We start from the raw sequence: 15,067 nt of genomic DNA on the forward strand, positions 1-15,067 counted from the left end.
CATGCCTCAGCAGATCCACGCCGTCCTGGGTGCCGGCCCCGCCGGCCGGACCCTCGCCGCCACGCTCGTCGCACGCGGCCACCGGGTCCGTACGGTCGACCGGGGCACGGGCGGCGCGCCCTCCGTGCCCGGCACCGAGCACGTCGTCGCCGACCTGTCCGACACCGCCGCGGCGCGCGGGGCCCTCGACGGCGCGGCCGTCGCGTACCACTGCGTGAACGTCGCCTATCACCTCCAGACCGAGGCCATGCCCGGCATCCAGGAGGCCGTACTGGAGGGCGCGGCGGCGGCCGGGGCACGCCTCGTGGTGCTCGACACGCTCTACCCGTACGGGCCGACCGGCGGGGCCGTCATGACCGAGGACACGCCCTGGAACGCGACCACCCGCAAGGGGCGGATGCGCGCGGCGCTGGACGAGCGCTATCTGGAGGCCCACCGTTCGGGCCGGGTGCCGGTGAGCCTCGGGCGCGCCGCCGACTTCTACGGGCCGGGCGTCCTCAACTCCACGCTCGGCGGCGCCGTCTTCCCCGGCGCACTCTCCGGTAGCACGGTCCTGGGCATGGGCGACCTGGACCTGCCGCACAGCTACTCGTACATCGGGGACGTCGCCCTGGGACTCGCCCTGCTGGGCGAGACGCCCGCCACGGACGGCCGGGTCTGGCACCTGCCCACGGCCCCGGCCCGTACGACGCGCGAGGTGCACGCGCTGATAGCCGGGCTGGTCGGCGCGCCGCTGAAGGTGGAGGTGCTGGAGGAGGCGCGCGCCTGGGGGCCGTTCGACGAGGTGTTCATGGGCGCCTACGCCGAGCTGTTCTACCAGCACACCGAGCCCCAGGTGATGGACTCCTCCGCCTTCGAACGGCGCTTCGGAACCGGCCCGACGCCGCTGGAGGAGGGGCTGGCCAGGACGGTGGCCTGGTACCGCGAGCAGGGCTGAGCCCCTCGCCGTGTGAGCGAACCCATACCGTGACCCCGCCTCGTGCGGGGTCGCGGTATTTGTAGGATGACTGGGCAACCGGGCGAACCCATGACTCACACACGCGGGAGAAGCGCGCATGGCCCTGCAAGCGGCGGGACGGCAGTCCCTGGTAGACACCGTGGTCGCCGAGCTGCGCGCGCAGCTCACGGCGGGCGAGTGGCCCGTGGGCGAGCGCATCCCCACCGAGCACGCGCTGGCCGAGCAGCTCCAGGTCGGGCGGAACACGGTCCGCGAGGCCGTCCGCGTCCTCGTGCACTCCGGGATGCTCCGCTCGCGCCAGGGCGAGGGCACCTTCGTGGTGTCCCACACCGACCCCGGCGAGGTCATGCGCGGCGTGCGGCTCGCCGACGTGCGCGACGTGCTGGAGCTGCGCATCGCGCTGGAGGCCGAGGGCGCCCGTCTCGCGGCCCTGCGGCACACCGCCGAGGATCTGGAGCGGATGCGGGCCGCGCTCGCCGCACAGGCCGCCTTCAAGGACGAGGAGGGCTTCCCCTCGCTCGGCCAGGTCGAGCTGTACGCGGAGCACGACATCGAGTTCCACATCGCCGTCGTGGACGCCGCGCACAACTCGGCGCTGAGCGCCACGTACGGCTGGTTCAGCACCTCCGTGCGCGAGGCCCTCGTCACCTCGCTGCACGACACGCAGATGCCGCGCATCCACGCCGACGACCACCACGAACTGGTGGACACCATCGCCGGCGGCGACCCGGACGCAGCGGAACGGGCGGCCAGGGCGCTGCTCGCCAGGCCCAAGCAGGCCGTCGACGCCCTGCTGTCGCACGACGACTGAACGCACCACACACGCACCACAACTGAAAGAGAGCACCATCCCGTATGCCGTCGCACCGCACCGAAGGGCGCACCGCTCACGAACTGGCTGAGGCCGAACTGATCGACGCCGAGGAGGACCTGGCGCCCGCGCCGCCCGTCGCGGCTGCGCGCGCCCGGCTGCGCGCGCACCCGCTGCTCCTGCTGCTCGGCATCGTGCTGGCCTCGCTCAACATGAGGGCCGCGCTCGCCGGGGTCTCCCCCGTTCTGGGGGACATCAGCGACGACTTCGGGATGACCTCGACCACCAGCAGCCTGGTGACGACCATTCCGCTCGTCTTCATGGGCCTCGCCTCGCCCGTCGCGCCCCGGCTGGCGCGGCGCTGGGGCACCGAGACGGTCCTCTTCGGCGCCCTCGTGCTGCTCGCGGGCGGCATAGCCCTGCGGGTGGCGCCGCCCGTGGTCACGCTGTTCGCCGGGTGCGCCGTGGTCGGCACGGGCATCGCGCTGCTCAACGTGCTGATGCCGGGCCTGATCAAGCGGGACTTCCCGGAGAAGGCCGCCGGGATGACGGCCCTCTACTCGACGGCGATGATCCTCGGCGCGACCGTCTCCGCCGCGGCCGCCGTGCCGCTGGAGCACGCGCTGGGCGGCTGGCGGGGCTCGCTGGTCTCCTGGGCACTGCTCGCCGCCCTCGCGGCCCTCGTCTGGCTGCCGCAGGCCGTGCTCGCCCGGCGCGGCACCCACCACGGCGAGTCCGCGGCAGTGGCGGCGCACCGTACGGACGACACGGCGGAGGCCCGTCTGACGCGCTCCGGACTCGCCTGGCAGGTCACGCTGTTCATGGGCTCGCAGTCCCTCGTCGCGTACGTGACGATCGCCTGGATGCCGACCATCTTCACCGACAACGGCATGAGCAGGGCCACCGCCGGGCTGGTCTTCGCGTTCAGCACCCTTGTCCAGATGGCCGGTTCGTTCGTCGTGCCGACCCTCGCGGGACGGATGCGCGGTCAGCGGCTGCTCGCCGCGGGCGTCGCGGTCCTCATGGCCGCGGGTATCGCCGGACTGCTCGTCGCCCCGGTGGCCGGGGCGTGGGTGTGGGCGGCGCTCCTGGGCGTCGGCCAGGGCGGCGCGCTCGGTCTGGCCCTCACGATGATGGTCCTGCGCTCGGGCGACGCGCACACGGCCGCGCGGCTGTCCGGCATGGCACAGACCTGGGGCTATCTGCTGGCCGCCGCCGGCCCGTTGGCGCTGGGCGCCGTGCACCAGGCGACGGACGGCTGGACCGCGCCGATCGTGCTCCTGCTGTGCGTGTGCGCGGGCCTCGTCCTGCTGGGGCTCGGCGCCGGGCGCGACCGGAAGATCGGCCCGACGCCGTAGGACGCGTAGGACGCCGTAGGACACGTAGGACGCCGTAGGACACGTAGGACGCCGTCGTCAGGAGGGCAGGGGCTACTCGTCCCCCGCCAGCGTGAGGGTGCGCAGCTTCTGGCCCGCCAGCCATGTGCCGCCCACGGTGACGACGACCAGCAGCACCAGGGCGACGGGCAGTCCCACCGACGAGGTGACGTCGGCGCCGTTGCCCGCGACCTTCTCGCCCAGGGCGAGCGCCCACTGCTGCACGCTGAGCGTCTTCGCGCCCTCCACCAGGCTGCCGAAGAGGGCCTCCCAGATGAGCGAGTAGATGAGGCCGATGACGACCGCGTGCCTGCTGACCGTGCCGAGCAGCAGGAACAGCGCGCTGTACGCGACGGAGGCGACGGCGGCGGCGAGTGCGTAGGCCACCGCGATCTGCTGGCTGTTGCCGTTCAGGATGATGCCCGCGACGAGGACCGGTACGGCCGTGAAGACGGCGGTCACACCGGTGGCCACGATGAGCTTGGTGACGATGATGCTGGGCCGCTTGACCGGCTTGGACAGCAGATAGACCACCGAGCCGTCGTCGATCTCGGGCCCGATCGCGCCCGTACCGGCGATGACGCCGACCAGGGGGACCATCGTCGCCAGGGCGAAGCCGCCCAGGAGCTGCGTGGTGACCTCGTCGTCGGCGCCGACCATGGCCCGTACGGCGGCCGCCACGACCAGCAGCAGGGCGGGCAGCGCGCACAGGATGAGCGCGCGGCGGCGGCCCAGGAGGGCCCGGTAGGTGAGCCGGGCGACTGTGGGATTGAACATCGGAAAGAGGCTCCCTTCGGGCCGCTAGGCAGCGACGAGGTACGAGAAGACGCTCTCCAGGGACTCGTCGGAGGGCGAGACCGTGTAGAGCCTGATGCCGTGCTCGCGGGCGACGCGCGGGAGCAGCTCGGTGAAGCGGGCGAAATCGATGGCCTGGATGCGCAGGGCCTTCTCGGTCCAGTCCAGCTCGATACCGGCCGTGGAGGCGTCCGCGATGAGCGCGGCCGCGAGCCGGCGGTCGTCGCTGGAGCGGACCAGGTAGCGGTGCGGCCTGTCCGTCATCAGGCGGCGGATCTTGCGGAAGTCGCCGCTGGCCGCGTGCCGCCCGGCGACGATCACCTCGATGTGCGAGGCCAGTTGCTCGACCTCCTCCAGGATGTGCGAGGAGAACAGCACGGTGCGGCCCTCTTCGCCCATCCTGCGCAGCAGGTCCATGAGCTGCATGCGCTGCCGTGGGTCCATCCCGTTGAACGGTTCGTCCAGAAGCAGCACGGACGGCTCGTGCACCAGCGCGGAGGCCATCTTCACGCGCTGCCGCATGCCCTTGCTGTACGTCGAGATCTTGCGGTCCTGGGCGTACTCCATCTCGACCGTGGCGAGCGCCTTCTGGGCCGCCGCCTTCGGGTCGGGGAGCTGGTGCAGCTCGGCGTTGGCCAGCACGAACTCGGAGCCCGTGAGGAAGTCGTACATCCCCTCGCGCTCGGGGACGAGCCCGATCTCCCGGTAGGCCTGCTCGTTGCGCCAGATCGGCGCGCCGTCCAGGGTCACGCTGCCATTGGAGGGGGCGAGGAAGCCGCCCATCATGTGGATGAGGGTGGACTTGCCCGCGCCGTTGGGGCCCAACAGGCCCGTGACTCCGGGGCCGATCTCCATGGTGATGTCGTTGACGGCGACGACGTTCCCGAACCAGCGGGAGGTGCGGTCGATGTGGATCGTTGTCACAGTCCGGCCTTTCGGTAGCGGCGGAGCAGGAGCGCGTACGCGCCGGCGGTGAGCGCCGCGATGACGACGAGGTAGAGCGGTCCCTGCGCGTTGGTGAGGGCCTCACCGCCCGGGAACTGGGAGGTGCCGCCCAGGAACTTGCTCTGGAGGCCGTCCATGAGCGAGCCGGGCGAGCCGAGACCGAGCCAGCCGATGGACGAGTCGGCGTCCTGCTCCATGGCGATGCCCTGCAGCGCGCTGATGAGGAAGAACGGGATGGTCAGCACCACGATGATCGCGGCGATGCCGAAGCCGCGGCGCGGGGTGAGCGCCGCCATGCACGCGCCGAGGGCCGCGTGCAGCAGGGCGAACACCGCGCAGAACACCAGGCCCTGGAGGAAGCCCTTGGTGGACTCGCCGAAGTCGAGCTTGGCCAGCAGCGCCCCCACGTACATGATCACGACGGGGAAGGCGGTGAAGACGAAGAGGGCCGCGGAGAGCGCCGCGTACTTCGCCGCGACGTAGTCGCCGCGCTCGATGGGGCGCGAGAAATAGAGCGGCGTGATCTTGAACCGCAGGTCGAGCGAGACCAGTTGGGGCGCGACGGCGGCGATGAAGATCCCGATGACGGGCTGGAGCATCAGGATGTACTCGGAGTACCCGACGGGCAGTTCGTCGGCCTTGGTCGCGACGGCCACGGCCACGATGATCGCGGCGGGCAGGCAGATCACCGCGAAGAGGATCATCGGCAGGACCTTGGACTTGGCCGAGCGCCCGAGACCGTACGCGCCGCGCAGGGACTGCGAGAAGAGCGAGCGTCGGGCGTACGCGCGGCCGAGCCGGGCGCCCTCGTACTCGCGGTAGCCGATGTTGTGGATGACGTCCTGGCCGCGCTGGGGCGGGGCGGGCGCCGTGGGGGTGGGCGTGGGGTCAGGCGACATCGGCGCCGCTCCTCTCCTGCTGTCCCTGCTGCTGGCCCTGCTGACCTTGTTGGTGGTCCTGGTGCGGTCGCGCGGCGCGGGCGCCCTCGTCGTCCGAGGTGAAGACCTCGGAGATCTGGTGCCTGCGCTGCTCCATCCGCACGAGGCCCACGCCGAGTTCGGCCGCGGCGTCGCGGACCGCGTCGTACACGGACTCGTCGTCGGCGTCCACGTACAGCAGGTGGCCCGTCCCCGGGGCCGCGTGCCCGGCCTCGGGGGTGTGGACGGCGAGCCCGGCGCGGTCGAGCGCGGTGCGCAGCGCGGCGGTGCCGTCGGGGTGCAGGTCGGTGTCGGTGACCTCGACGGCGAGGACCGCCGTGGTCTGCGTGAAGTCGGCGGTGGAGGAGGCCCGCAGCAGCTTGCCGCCGTCGATGACGACGACGTGGTCACAGGTGCGCTCCAGCTCGCCGAGCAGGTGCGAGGTGACGAGGACCGAGATGCCGAAGTCCGTGTGGACGCGCCGGATCAGCGCGAGCATGTCGTCACGGCCGACGGGGTCGAGGCCGTTGGTGGGCTCGTCGAGGAGGACCAGCCGGGGGTCGTGCACCAGCGCCTGGGCGAGCTTGACGCGCTGCTTCATGCCCGTCGAGTAGCCGCCCATCGGGCGGTACCGCTCCTCGTAGAGGCCGACGTGGCGCAGCGTGTCGGCGGTGCGCTCGCGGGCCGCCGTCGGGGGCAGCCCCGACATCCGGGCCATGTGCACCACGAACTCGGTCGCCGAGACGTCGGGCGGCAGGCAGTCGTGCTCCGGCATGTAGCCGACGCGCTCCCTGATGGCCCCGCCGTGGGTCCGTACGTCCATGCCGAGGACGGTGGCGTTGCCCTCGGTGGCGGGTTCGAGCCCGAGCAGGATCTTGATCAGGGTCGATTTGCCGGCGCCGTTGGCACCCACCAGGCCAGTGACGCCCGGTGTGATGCCGACGGTCAGCCGGTCGAGCGCGGTCACCCGCGGGAACCGCTTGCTGAGGCTTTCGGTCGCGATCACAGTCACGTCCTCGACGCTAGTGGCGCAGCTCACGCTCCGCGTCCGTCGGGGCGTCGGTTTCTCCCTACCTCTCAGGTCGGAGAAACCCGTAAGGGCTCGGTCCTGAGGGGGCTGACGAAAGTCGCCGAGGGGAGCTGACGAAAGTTATCCACAGGCCGGGGAGGGGCTCTTGCCCGCGCCATGGATCGATGTCACATTCGTTGATGTCAAGTTGCGGAGCGGCGCCGGGCGGGGTGCGGCCCGGCGGATCCGCGCGTCGTGTTCGGGAGAGGGGCGGTGGGCGATGCCTGCGAGGGGTCACGGCTGTTCCCCCGCTGATCTGCGGGGCTTCAGAGAAGTGCAGCAGCTCAGCTATGAGTGCGCCGAGTCGGTCGCCGCCCGGCTCCGGCCGGGGGTGACCGAGCGCGAGGCGGCGCGCATGCAGCGCGAGTGGCTGCGGGAGAGAGGGGTGCGGGACTGGTTCCATCTCCCCTTCGCGTGGTTCGGTGACCGCACGGCGTTCGCCGGGTTCAAGGTCCCGCTGCAGTTCTTCCCGACGAACCGGAAGCTGGAGCCCGGGATGCCCTTCATCCTCGACATGGCTCCGATCCACCGCGGCTTCACCGCGGACATCGGCTATTCCGGCTGCCTCGGGCTCAATCCGCTGCACGAGCGGCTGATGTCCGACCTGCGGGAGCACCGAGAGCTGCTGCTCCGCGAGGTCCGCGAGCGCCGCCCGCTCCGGGAGATCTATGAGGACGTGGAGCGGCTCATGATCCGCCAGGGCCACGCGAACCGGCACCGGGTCTATCCGTTCGGCGTGATCGCGCACAAGGTCGGCCGGGTCAAGGACCGCCGCTGGTCCCCCACCGTCTTCGGCTTCGGCACCAACGCCCTGCGGGGCCTGGCGAGCGACGCCCTGCACGGCCATCGGGACGGCTGGTCCCCGCTGTGGAGTCCGTACCGCTTCTCGGACCACCCGCCCGAGCCCGGCCTGTGGGCGGTCGAGCCGCACCTCGGATTCCGGGGCACGGGCGCGAAGTTCGAGGAGATCCTCGTCGTCACCGACTCCAGGGACCCGGAGGAGAGCGCCTTCTGGCTCGACGACGACCTGCCGCATGTGCGCCGCTGGCAGGAGGAGGCGGTCGCGCGATGACGGCGGAGGACGGCGCACGGAAGCCGGAGACGGCGCGCGGGACGGAGACAGCCCGCGAGATGGCGCGGAAGACGGAGACGGCGCGGAGGACCGGGAGGACGCGGGAGATGGCCGACGTGGAAAAGGGCGGGGAGGGCGTGCCGCGCGGAGAGCGCGAGCGCCGGGTCCGCACCGGCGGGGTCGAGCTGTGCGTCGTGGAGCGGGGCGACCCCGAGAGGCCCACGGTGGTGCTGGTGCACGGCTATCCGGACAGTAAGGAGGTCTGGTCCGACGTCGCCGACCGCCTGGAGGCCAGCTTCCACGTGGTGATGTACGACGTGCGGGGCTGCGGCCGTTCCTCCGCCCCCAAGCCCCTGCGCGGCGGCTTCACCCTGGAGAAGCTGACCGACGACTTCCTGGCCGTGGCCGACGCGGTCAGCCCCGGCAGCCCCGTGCACCTCGTCGGACACGACTGGGGTTCGGTGCAGGGCTGGGAGTTCGCGACGGTCAGGAGGACCGAGGGTCGCATCGCGTCGTTCACGACGATGTCGGGCCCCTCGCTCGACCACTTCGGGCACTGGATCAAGAAGCGGATGACCCGCCCAACCCCGCGCCGCGCGGCACAACTCCTCGGCCAGGGCGCCAAGTCCTGGTATGTGTACATGCTGCATACGCCGGTCCTCCCCGAGCTGACCTGGAAGGGCCCCCTCGGCAAGAAGTGGCCGAAGATCCTGGAGATGATGGAGAAGGTCCCCGCCTCCCCCGGGGACGACCGCCCGGCGTATCCGACTCCCTCCCTGCCCACGGACGCCGCACACGGCGCCTGGCTCTACCGGGACAATGTCCGCGCGAGGCTCCGCCGCCCCCGCCCCGACTGCTACGCCCATGTACCGGTCCAGCTCATCACCCCCACCGGCGACGCCTTCCTCAGCCAGCGGCTCTACGACGACCTGGAGCTGTGGGCCCCGAAGCTGACGCGGCGCACGCTGCCCGCCAAGCACTGGGTGCCCCGCACCCGGCCCGACCAGCTCGCCGCCTGGATCGGCGAGTTCGTCTCCGCCGCCGAGTCCGAGACCCCGCGCGAGCCGGCCGCCACCGGGCCGTACGTGGACCGGTTCGCGGGCCAGCTCGTGCTGGTCACGGGCGCGGGCAGCGGGATCGGGAGGGCGACGGCGTTCTCGTTCGCCGAGGCGGGCGCGCGGATCGTCGCCGTCGACCGGGACGCGGAGAGCGCGGCCCGCACGGCCGACATGGCGCGGCTCGTCGGTGCCCCGGAAGCCTGGGACGAGACGGTGGACGTGGCCGACGAGCAGCAGATGGAGAAGCTCGCCCAGAAGGTCGCCGAGGAGTACGGGGTGGTGGACGTCCTGGTGAACAACGCCGGGGTGGGCGTCTCCGGCTCCTTCCTGGAGACCTCCTCCGAGGACTGGAAGCGCGTTCTGGACATCAATCTGTGGGGGGTCATCCACGGCTGCCGTCTCTTCGGCCGTCAGATGGCCGAGCGCGGCCAGGGCGGCCATATCGTCAACACGGCCTCGGCCGCCGCCTATCAGCCCTCCCGCGCCCTCCCGGCCTACAGCACCTCGAAGGCCGCCGTGCTGATGCTCAGCGAGTGCCTGCGGGCCGAGCTGGCGGGTCAGGGCATCGGCGTCACCGCGGTCTGCCCCGGCGTGGTGAACACCAACATCACCGCGACCACCCGCTTCACCGGGGTCGACGAGGAGGAGCAGCAGCGCCGCCGCCGACGCACCTCCCGGCTCTACGGGATGCGGAACTATCCCCCGGAGAAGGTCGCCGACGCCGTGCTCCGCGCGGTCGTGCGCAACCAGGCGGTGGTGCCGGTGACCCCGGAGGCACGCGGCGCCCATGTGCTCTCCCGCCTCGCCCCGCGTACGCTCCGCGCGATAGCCCGCCTGAAGCCCCCGATGTAGCAGCCCCATGCGCCCCGCCCCCGCCCGCGGGCGGCGCGGCGAGCGAGGAGACCGACCATGTCCCTGTCCGACGCCGAGTACCGGATCGAGGATCTCGCCCACCACAGCGGCGCCACGGTGCGCACGATCCGCGCGTACCAGGACAGGGGCCTGCTGCCCAAGCCCGAGCGCCGCGGCAGGGCCAATGTGTACGACGACTCGCACCTGGCCCGGCTGCGTCAGATCGCGGACCTCCTGGAGCGGGGTTACACCCTGGCGTCCATCAAGGAGCTGCTCCAGGCATGGGACGAAGGCCGGGGTCTGGGCGGGGTGCTGGGGCTGGTCGCGGAGGTCGAGGGGCCGTGGACCGACGAGGAGTCGGGGCGCGTGACCCGTGCGGAGCTGGACGAGCTGTTCGCCGGCGAGCACAACGACACGGCGGTCGCCGAGGCCGTCTCCCTGGGTGTGCTGGTGCCGCTGCCCGACAGGCCGGACGAGTTCCTGGTCCCGAGCCCGCAGGAGCTGGCCGTGGCAGCGGAGCTGCACAAGGCGGGCGTCCCGCTGCTCGCGATCACCGGCCATCTGCGGGAGCTGCGGGGGCAGATGGAGCACATCGCGGCCCGTTTCCTGGACTTCACGAACGAGCACGTGTTCATCCGCTATCTCGGCATGCGCCCCTCGGACAGCGACGCGTCCGAGGCGGCCGACCTGGTCCGCAGACTGCGCCCGCTCGCCCAGCAGACCGTGGAGGCGGAGCTGGCACGGGCCATGGGAAAGCTGGCGTCGCGCAATCTGCGGGACCACCTGCGCTCGGCCGCCGCCGCGCCCCCGCCGCCCCCCTCGGGCCCCCGCGCCGAGGCGGTGCCGCTGCCGTCCGCCACGGTGGAGTCGGTACGAACCCTGGTCGGCGAGGAGCGCACCCCCGCGTTCATCACGGCCGCCACGGAACGAGAGGTCCAGGCCCGCACGATGGACCGCCTCGCGACGGAGGGGGGGTAAGGGCTGAAGGAGCCGAGCCCGTGCTCCTCTGGGGCCCCGGGCCGCGCGGGCCCCGGGCCGGTGCGGGGTCTCAGGGCATTCGGGCCCCGGGGCAGTTGTGGGTCAGGTCAGACCTGGTCAGCCCACAGGCCTGGCCAGCCCAGACCAGGTCAGCCCCAGGTGGGGTCAGCCCCAGGTTGGGCAGGTCAGGTCAGGCCTGCTCGGGAGAGGCCCTCTGTGGCGATGCGTTCGAAGAGGGGGGTGTGCAGGGCGAAGCGGGTGTCGGGGAGGGGCCAGTGGAGGACGAGTTCGTCGAAGCCGAGTTCGGCGTGGCGGGCCGCGAAGTCGGCGAAGGCGTCCAGTGAGTCCAGGGCGCCCAGCGAGGAGTCCGGGGTGAAGCCGGTGAGCAGGATGCGGTCCAGCTCGGCCGGGTCGCGGCCCTCCTCCGCGCAGGCCTTCTCCAGGCGCGTGGCCTGGCGGGCGAGGGCGGCGTGGGAGTCGGTGGCGGAGCCGGAGGAGTTGGCGGCGGGGTCGCCCGTCGTCAGCCAGGCCTGGCCGTGGCGGGCGGCGAGCCGCAGCCCCCGGGGCCCCGTGGCGGCGACGGCGAACGGGAGGCGGGGGCGCTGGACGCAGCCGGGGAGGTTGCGCGCCTCGTGGGCGGAGTAGTGGGTGCCCTCGTGGGTGACCTCGTCCTCGGTCAGGAGGCGGTCGAGGAGGGGGACGAACTCGCCGAAGCGGTCGGCGCGTTCGCGCGCGGTCCACGCCTCCTGGCCGAGGGTCGTCGCGTCGAAGCCGGAGCCTCCGGCGCCGATGCCGAGGGTCATCCGGCCGCCGCTGAGGTCGTCGAGGGAGACGAGTTCCTTGGCGAGGGTGACGGGGTGGCGGAAGTTGGGGGAGCCGAATCCCTGTTCGTACCATCGGTCGCATGCAACGCACCAAGCCCCACAAGCCGACGATAGCCCCAGGTGAACCGGCGGCCCTGTACTGCCGAATATCGCAGGCAGACGATGACGACCAGACCGGCGTCGACCGTCAGGAGCGCATCTGCCGGGAGATCGCCGAGCGCCGGGGCTTGGTCATCGACCCCGCCCACGTCTTCGTCGACAACAGCCGTTCCGCCTGGAGCCGGGGCCGCAAGCGGCCGGGCTGGGACCAGCTCCTCGAACGCGCCGAGCGCCGCGAATTCCGGCACATCATCGCGTACCACCCGGACCGGCTGATGCGGCAGCCGAGGGACCTTGAGGAGCTGCTTCAGGTCTCCGACGAGCATGCGATCACCCTGCACGGCGAGGCGAACCGGCGGGACCTGTCGGACCCCGACGACCGCTTCATCCTGCGGATCGAGGTCGCGCACGCCTGCCGGTCGTCGGACGACACCTCGCGACGGCTGAAATCCGCTTTGAAGGAGCGCGCCGAGACCGGTCTGCCGCACTCGGGCAAGCGCCGCTTCGGGTACGAGAAGGACGGCATGACCATCAGGAAGGACGAGGCGGAGATCGTGCGGGAGATCTTCGACCGCTACCTCAAAGGGGAGAGCCCGAGCGCGATCGGGCTCAATCTGCACAAGCGGGGCATCAAGACCGTGTACGGCAAGGAGTGGACGCAGGGGACCGTGCGGGCCCTCCTCGATTCGCGGCACGTCGCCGGCATCCGGATGCACCAGGGCGAGGAGGTCGGCCAGGGGAAGTGGCCCGCGATCATCGAGCCCGGAATCTGGGAGGAGACTCGCACCCGGCGCGAGTACCGCTCCGCCGTCCACCAGACCAACCTGGAACTGCGCCGCTTCTACCTGCTGCGCGGCCTGGTCATGTGCAAGCGCTGCGGCACCCTCATGTCCGGTACCAAGGTCGGTGCCGTTCCCTCGTATCTGTGCACGCGCAAGAGCCGCAACGACGAGAAGAAGTGCGTCCGCCGCATCACCGCCGTAAAGCTGGAGGAGTTCGTCACCGAGGCGGCGATCAACCTGCTCGGCAAGCTCGCCGTGTCCGGGAAGCTCGCGTCCACGAACCTGCCGGACGCCGCTACGGAGTCCGTCGAGGCCGACCAGCGGCAGCTCGACGAGCTGAACGAGATGTGGACCGGGAAGGAGATCACGACAGCGGAATACCGCAAGATGCGGAAGGAGATCACCGACCGCATCGCCAAGACCCAGCGCCGCCTGGTCGTCCGTCCGATGAAGCTGCTCGACGGCCTGACCGGCGAGGGCGCGAAGGCCGCCTGGTACGCCGACGACATGACGGACGAGCGACGCAATGCGGTGCTGCGGTTCCTCTTCTCAGGCGTGGTCATCGACGCGTCCAGCAAGCCGAGCGGCGTCTTCGACTGGGACCGGATCGCCATCGAGCAGAACCCGCTGTAGACGGCTGCCCGCCACTGCAGAACCCCAGTGGCTGGAGTGGGGGAAGGCGGAATGTAGCAGTGGATCGCCGGTTTCCCAAACCGGCGATTCTCCGGACAGTGGGTCGGGCCGCGCGGGGCTGACCTGCCAGTCCGCTGCGTGCGGTGGACGCCGCCCTGGGCGTTGGAGCGCCCAGGGGCCGGTGTGCCCGACCGACCGCCCATGGACACCGGTGGTGCCGAACCTGCCAGTTCGGCACCACCAGCAAGGACCCGCGCATGCAACCGCTGCCCGACCGCCCTCCCTCTTCACGCCCCGCCCCTGCCCCCGCCCAGAGCCGCCGCCAGGCCCAGGAGGCGGCCCGCGAGCAAGCCCTGGCCCGCGTCTGTGAGGGCTTCCGGACGACGATCAGCCCGCACAGTGCGGAGCGGCTGGCCGACTTGATGACGACAGCCACGACGTACGCGAAGGCCGCGTAGGCGCCACCGCAGATATGGGAGTGGCCCCCGGTGTTGGAGCACCAAGGGGCCGCACGACTCCCATTCGACCGCCCATAAACGATCTTTTCCCGGCGCCAGGGCCTGCCAGCCCGTTACGGCACCGAGTGAGGAAGTTCTGTGTTTCAGAGTACGGTCACCCGCCCCCAAGCCGCATCCCCGCAGTCCGCCGCCGAGCGGTACACGCTTGTCGCGGCGGGCCTCGTCATCGCCGCCCTCACCGCCGGTGGATTCTGGCTCTCGTATGCGCACCTCTCCGAGGTCGCCGGAGCACACGGGCTCGGCGGCTCGCCAATCCGCCAGTGGGCCTGGCCCGCGACCCTGGACGCATTCATCGTCGCGGGCGAGTTGCTCATGCTCCGCGCGGGCCTGCGCCAGGTCACCGACGGCTGGGCCATCGGTCTGACCGCCACTGGCTCGGTCGGCTCCATCGCGCTGAACGCCGCCGGGGTCATCGGCACCCGTGACGCCGCCGACGTACCGCTGCTCGACTACGTGGTCGCCGCAGTGCCCCCGACTGCCGCGATGCTCGCCTTCGCTGCCCTGATGCGCCAGATCCACCAGCTCGTCGACCGGACCGCCGACCGACCGCAACCCGCCCCTGGCCAAGTGCCGGAATCCTCGCTGACCGCGTCCACCGGTCCCGGCGGTCTGCCCTCGGCCGCATCCGGAACACCGCACGAGCCGGCGCCCGATACCGCTGCGCGTTCTCACGACCGCGGTCATCCGACGCGTGACGCCCGTGAACAAGGAGACGATCACACCACAGCCGAGGAACCCCGCGACTCGTCCGAGTCAGTGCCCGCTGCGAAGGAGGAGTCGACTCCTCAGCGCACCGGACGGCCACCGAACGCTTCGCTAGACGAGCTTCTGGCCATCGCCCGCCCTGTGGTCGCGCGGACGGGCGGAGACGTCGACCGCGAGAAGATCGCGAAGGAGATCCGGGACGTCCACAGCCGGAAGGTATCCAATGACCGGCTGAAGAAGATCGTCGAGATTCTGGAGAACGACCAAGAACGTCTGTGGGACGCCGCCGACGACATCGCAAACCGCGAATGAGCCGGACCACCGGAAGTACCGGAACGACTTCCGGTACTTCCGGTGGTCCCCACCGTCCGCTCCTCCCCACGGCCGATCGGCAAGCCCTCACCGGACCGCGTCCGGCAGGTCCTGGGCCCTGGGACGACACACCCACCACACACGTGGCAGTCCTTCGCCCCATTCGTCACGGAGACACGTTCCATGCACGATCAGCAGCCTGAACCCTCCTCGCTCCAGGAGCAGATGACGACCACCTCTGCCCCAGGCGGAGCAAGCAATAGCGTTGGACCGTCCACGGGCCGGTCCAACGCGGACTCCTCCGCCCCGGGGGTGGCGGAGGAGCGGCTCTGGCACGAGGGCGTGCCAGAGCAGGAGCCGGGG

Annotated in this window: 13 protein-coding genes and 1 pseudogene; 9 read left to right on the plus strand and 5 right to left on the minus strand. The window is 71.4% G+C overall.

Going from position 1 to position 15,067, the window contains the following annotated elements; all coding sequences use genetic code 11:
- Position 1: 1 nt before the first annotated feature.
- From ABD343_RS04390 to ABD343_RS04400, 3 genes are all read left to right on the plus strand, one after another.
- A complete protein-coding gene (locus ABD343_RS04390; protein WP_344524105.1) occupies positions 2-937 on the plus strand; it encodes an NAD-dependent epimerase/dehydratase family protein in 936 nt (311 codons plus the stop codon).
- A gap of 118 nt (positions 938-1,055) precedes the next feature.
- Positions 1,056-1,769, plus strand: a complete 714-nt coding sequence (locus tag ABD343_RS04395; RefSeq protein ID WP_344524107.1) for a FadR/GntR family transcriptional regulator — start codon at positions 1,056-1,058, stop codon at positions 1,767-1,769.
- Between the two features lie 44 nt (positions 1,770-1,813).
- The gene (locus ABD343_RS04400; protein WP_344524109.1) at positions 1,814-3,127 is read left to right on the plus strand and encodes a CynX/NimT family MFS transporter; all 1,314 of its coding nucleotides are present in this window, start codon (positions 1,814-1,816) and stop codon (positions 3,125-3,127) included.
- Positions 3,128-3,199: 72 nt separating this feature from the next.
- Here ABD343_RS04400 and ABD343_RS04405 read toward each other — a convergent pair whose 3' ends face one another.
- Genes ABD343_RS04405 through ABD343_RS04420 form a run of 4 tightly spaced genes read right to left on the minus strand, consistent with a single transcriptional unit; the run spans position 3,200 to position 6,808 of the window.
- Positions 3,200-3,922: an ABC transporter permease subunit gene (locus ABD343_RS04405; RefSeq protein WP_344524111.1), complete on the minus strand. Its 723-nt coding sequence runs from the start codon at positions 3,920-3,922 to the stop codon at positions 3,200-3,202.
- Positions 3,923-3,946: 24 nt separating this feature from the next.
- Complete coding sequence (locus tag ABD343_RS04410; protein ID WP_344524113.1) at positions 3,947-4,864, minus strand: ABC transporter ATP-binding protein; 918 nt, start codon at positions 4,862-4,864, stop codon at positions 3,947-3,949.
- The gene (locus ABD343_RS04415) at positions 4,861-5,784 is read right to left on the minus strand and encodes an ABC transporter permease (RefSeq protein WP_344524115.1); all 924 of its coding nucleotides are present in this window, start codon (positions 5,782-5,784) and stop codon (positions 4,861-4,863) included. The genes ABD343_RS04410 and ABD343_RS04415 overlap by 4 nt, the downstream gene beginning before the upstream one ends.
- A complete protein-coding gene (locus ABD343_RS04420; protein WP_344524389.1) occupies positions 5,774-6,808 on the minus strand; it encodes an ABC transporter ATP-binding protein in 1,035 nt (344 codons plus the stop codon). The genes ABD343_RS04415 and ABD343_RS04420 overlap by 11 nt, the downstream gene beginning before the upstream one ends.
- A 283-nt stretch (positions 6,809-7,091) precedes the next feature.
- On the opposite strand from ABD343_RS04420, the gene ABD343_RS04425 reads away from it, so the two are divergent.
- The 3 genes from ABD343_RS04425 to ABD343_RS04435 all read left to right on the plus strand — a co-directional run bounded on the left by ABD343_RS04425 (position 7,092) and on the right by ABD343_RS04435 (position 10,831).
- Positions 7,092-7,943 carry a M24 family metallopeptidase gene (locus ABD343_RS04425; protein ID WP_344524117.1) on the plus strand — a complete coding sequence of 284 codons (852 nt, stop codon included), beginning with the start codon at positions 7,092-7,094 and terminating at the stop codon, positions 7,941-7,943.
- Between the two features lie 107 nt (positions 7,944-8,050).
- A complete protein-coding gene (locus ABD343_RS04430; protein WP_344524391.1) occupies positions 8,051-9,853 on the plus strand; it encodes an SDR family oxidoreductase in 1,803 nt (600 codons plus the stop codon).
- Between the two features lie 57 nt (positions 9,854-9,910).
- On the plus strand, positions 9,911-10,831 hold the full coding sequence (locus ABD343_RS04435) for a MerR family transcriptional regulator (protein WP_344524119.1): 921 nt from the start codon (positions 9,911-9,913) through the stop codon (positions 10,829-10,831).
- A 185-nt stretch (positions 10,832-11,016) separates the two neighbouring features.
- Here the strand turns inward: ABD343_RS04435 and ABD343_RS04440 are convergent.
- A pseudogene (locus ABD343_RS04440) lies at positions 11,017-11,706 on the minus strand (LLM class flavin-dependent oxidoreductase); the annotation flags it as partial.
- 29 nt (positions 11,707-11,735) lie between these two features.
- Between ABD343_RS04440 and ABD343_RS04445 the strand changes: the two are divergent.
- From ABD343_RS04445 to ABD343_RS04455, 3 genes are all read left to right on the plus strand, one after another.
- A complete protein-coding gene (locus ABD343_RS04445; RefSeq protein WP_344524121.1) occupies positions 11,736-13,169 on the plus strand; it encodes a recombinase family protein in 1,434 nt (477 codons plus the stop codon).
- Positions 13,170-13,426: 257 nt separating this feature from the next.
- Positions 13,427-13,627 carry a hypothetical protein gene (locus ABD343_RS04450; protein ID WP_344524123.1) on the plus strand — a complete coding sequence of 67 codons (201 nt, stop codon included), beginning with the start codon at positions 13,427-13,429 and terminating at the stop codon, positions 13,625-13,627.
- 138 nt (positions 13,628-13,765) lie between these two features.
- Positions 13,766-14,704 (plus strand): DUF2637 domain-containing protein, encoded by a 939-nt coding sequence (locus ABD343_RS04455; RefSeq protein ID WP_344524125.1) that lies wholly within the window; start codon positions 13,766-13,768, stop codon positions 14,702-14,704.
- Positions 14,705-15,067 lie beyond the last annotated feature (363 nt).

Origin of the sequence: Streptomyces albiaxialis (genome assembly GCF_039530985.1) — a bacterium.
In the GTDB taxonomy this organism is placed as follows: domain Bacteria; phylum Actinomycetota; class Actinomycetes; order Streptomycetales; family Streptomycetaceae; genus Streptomyces; species Streptomyces albiaxialis.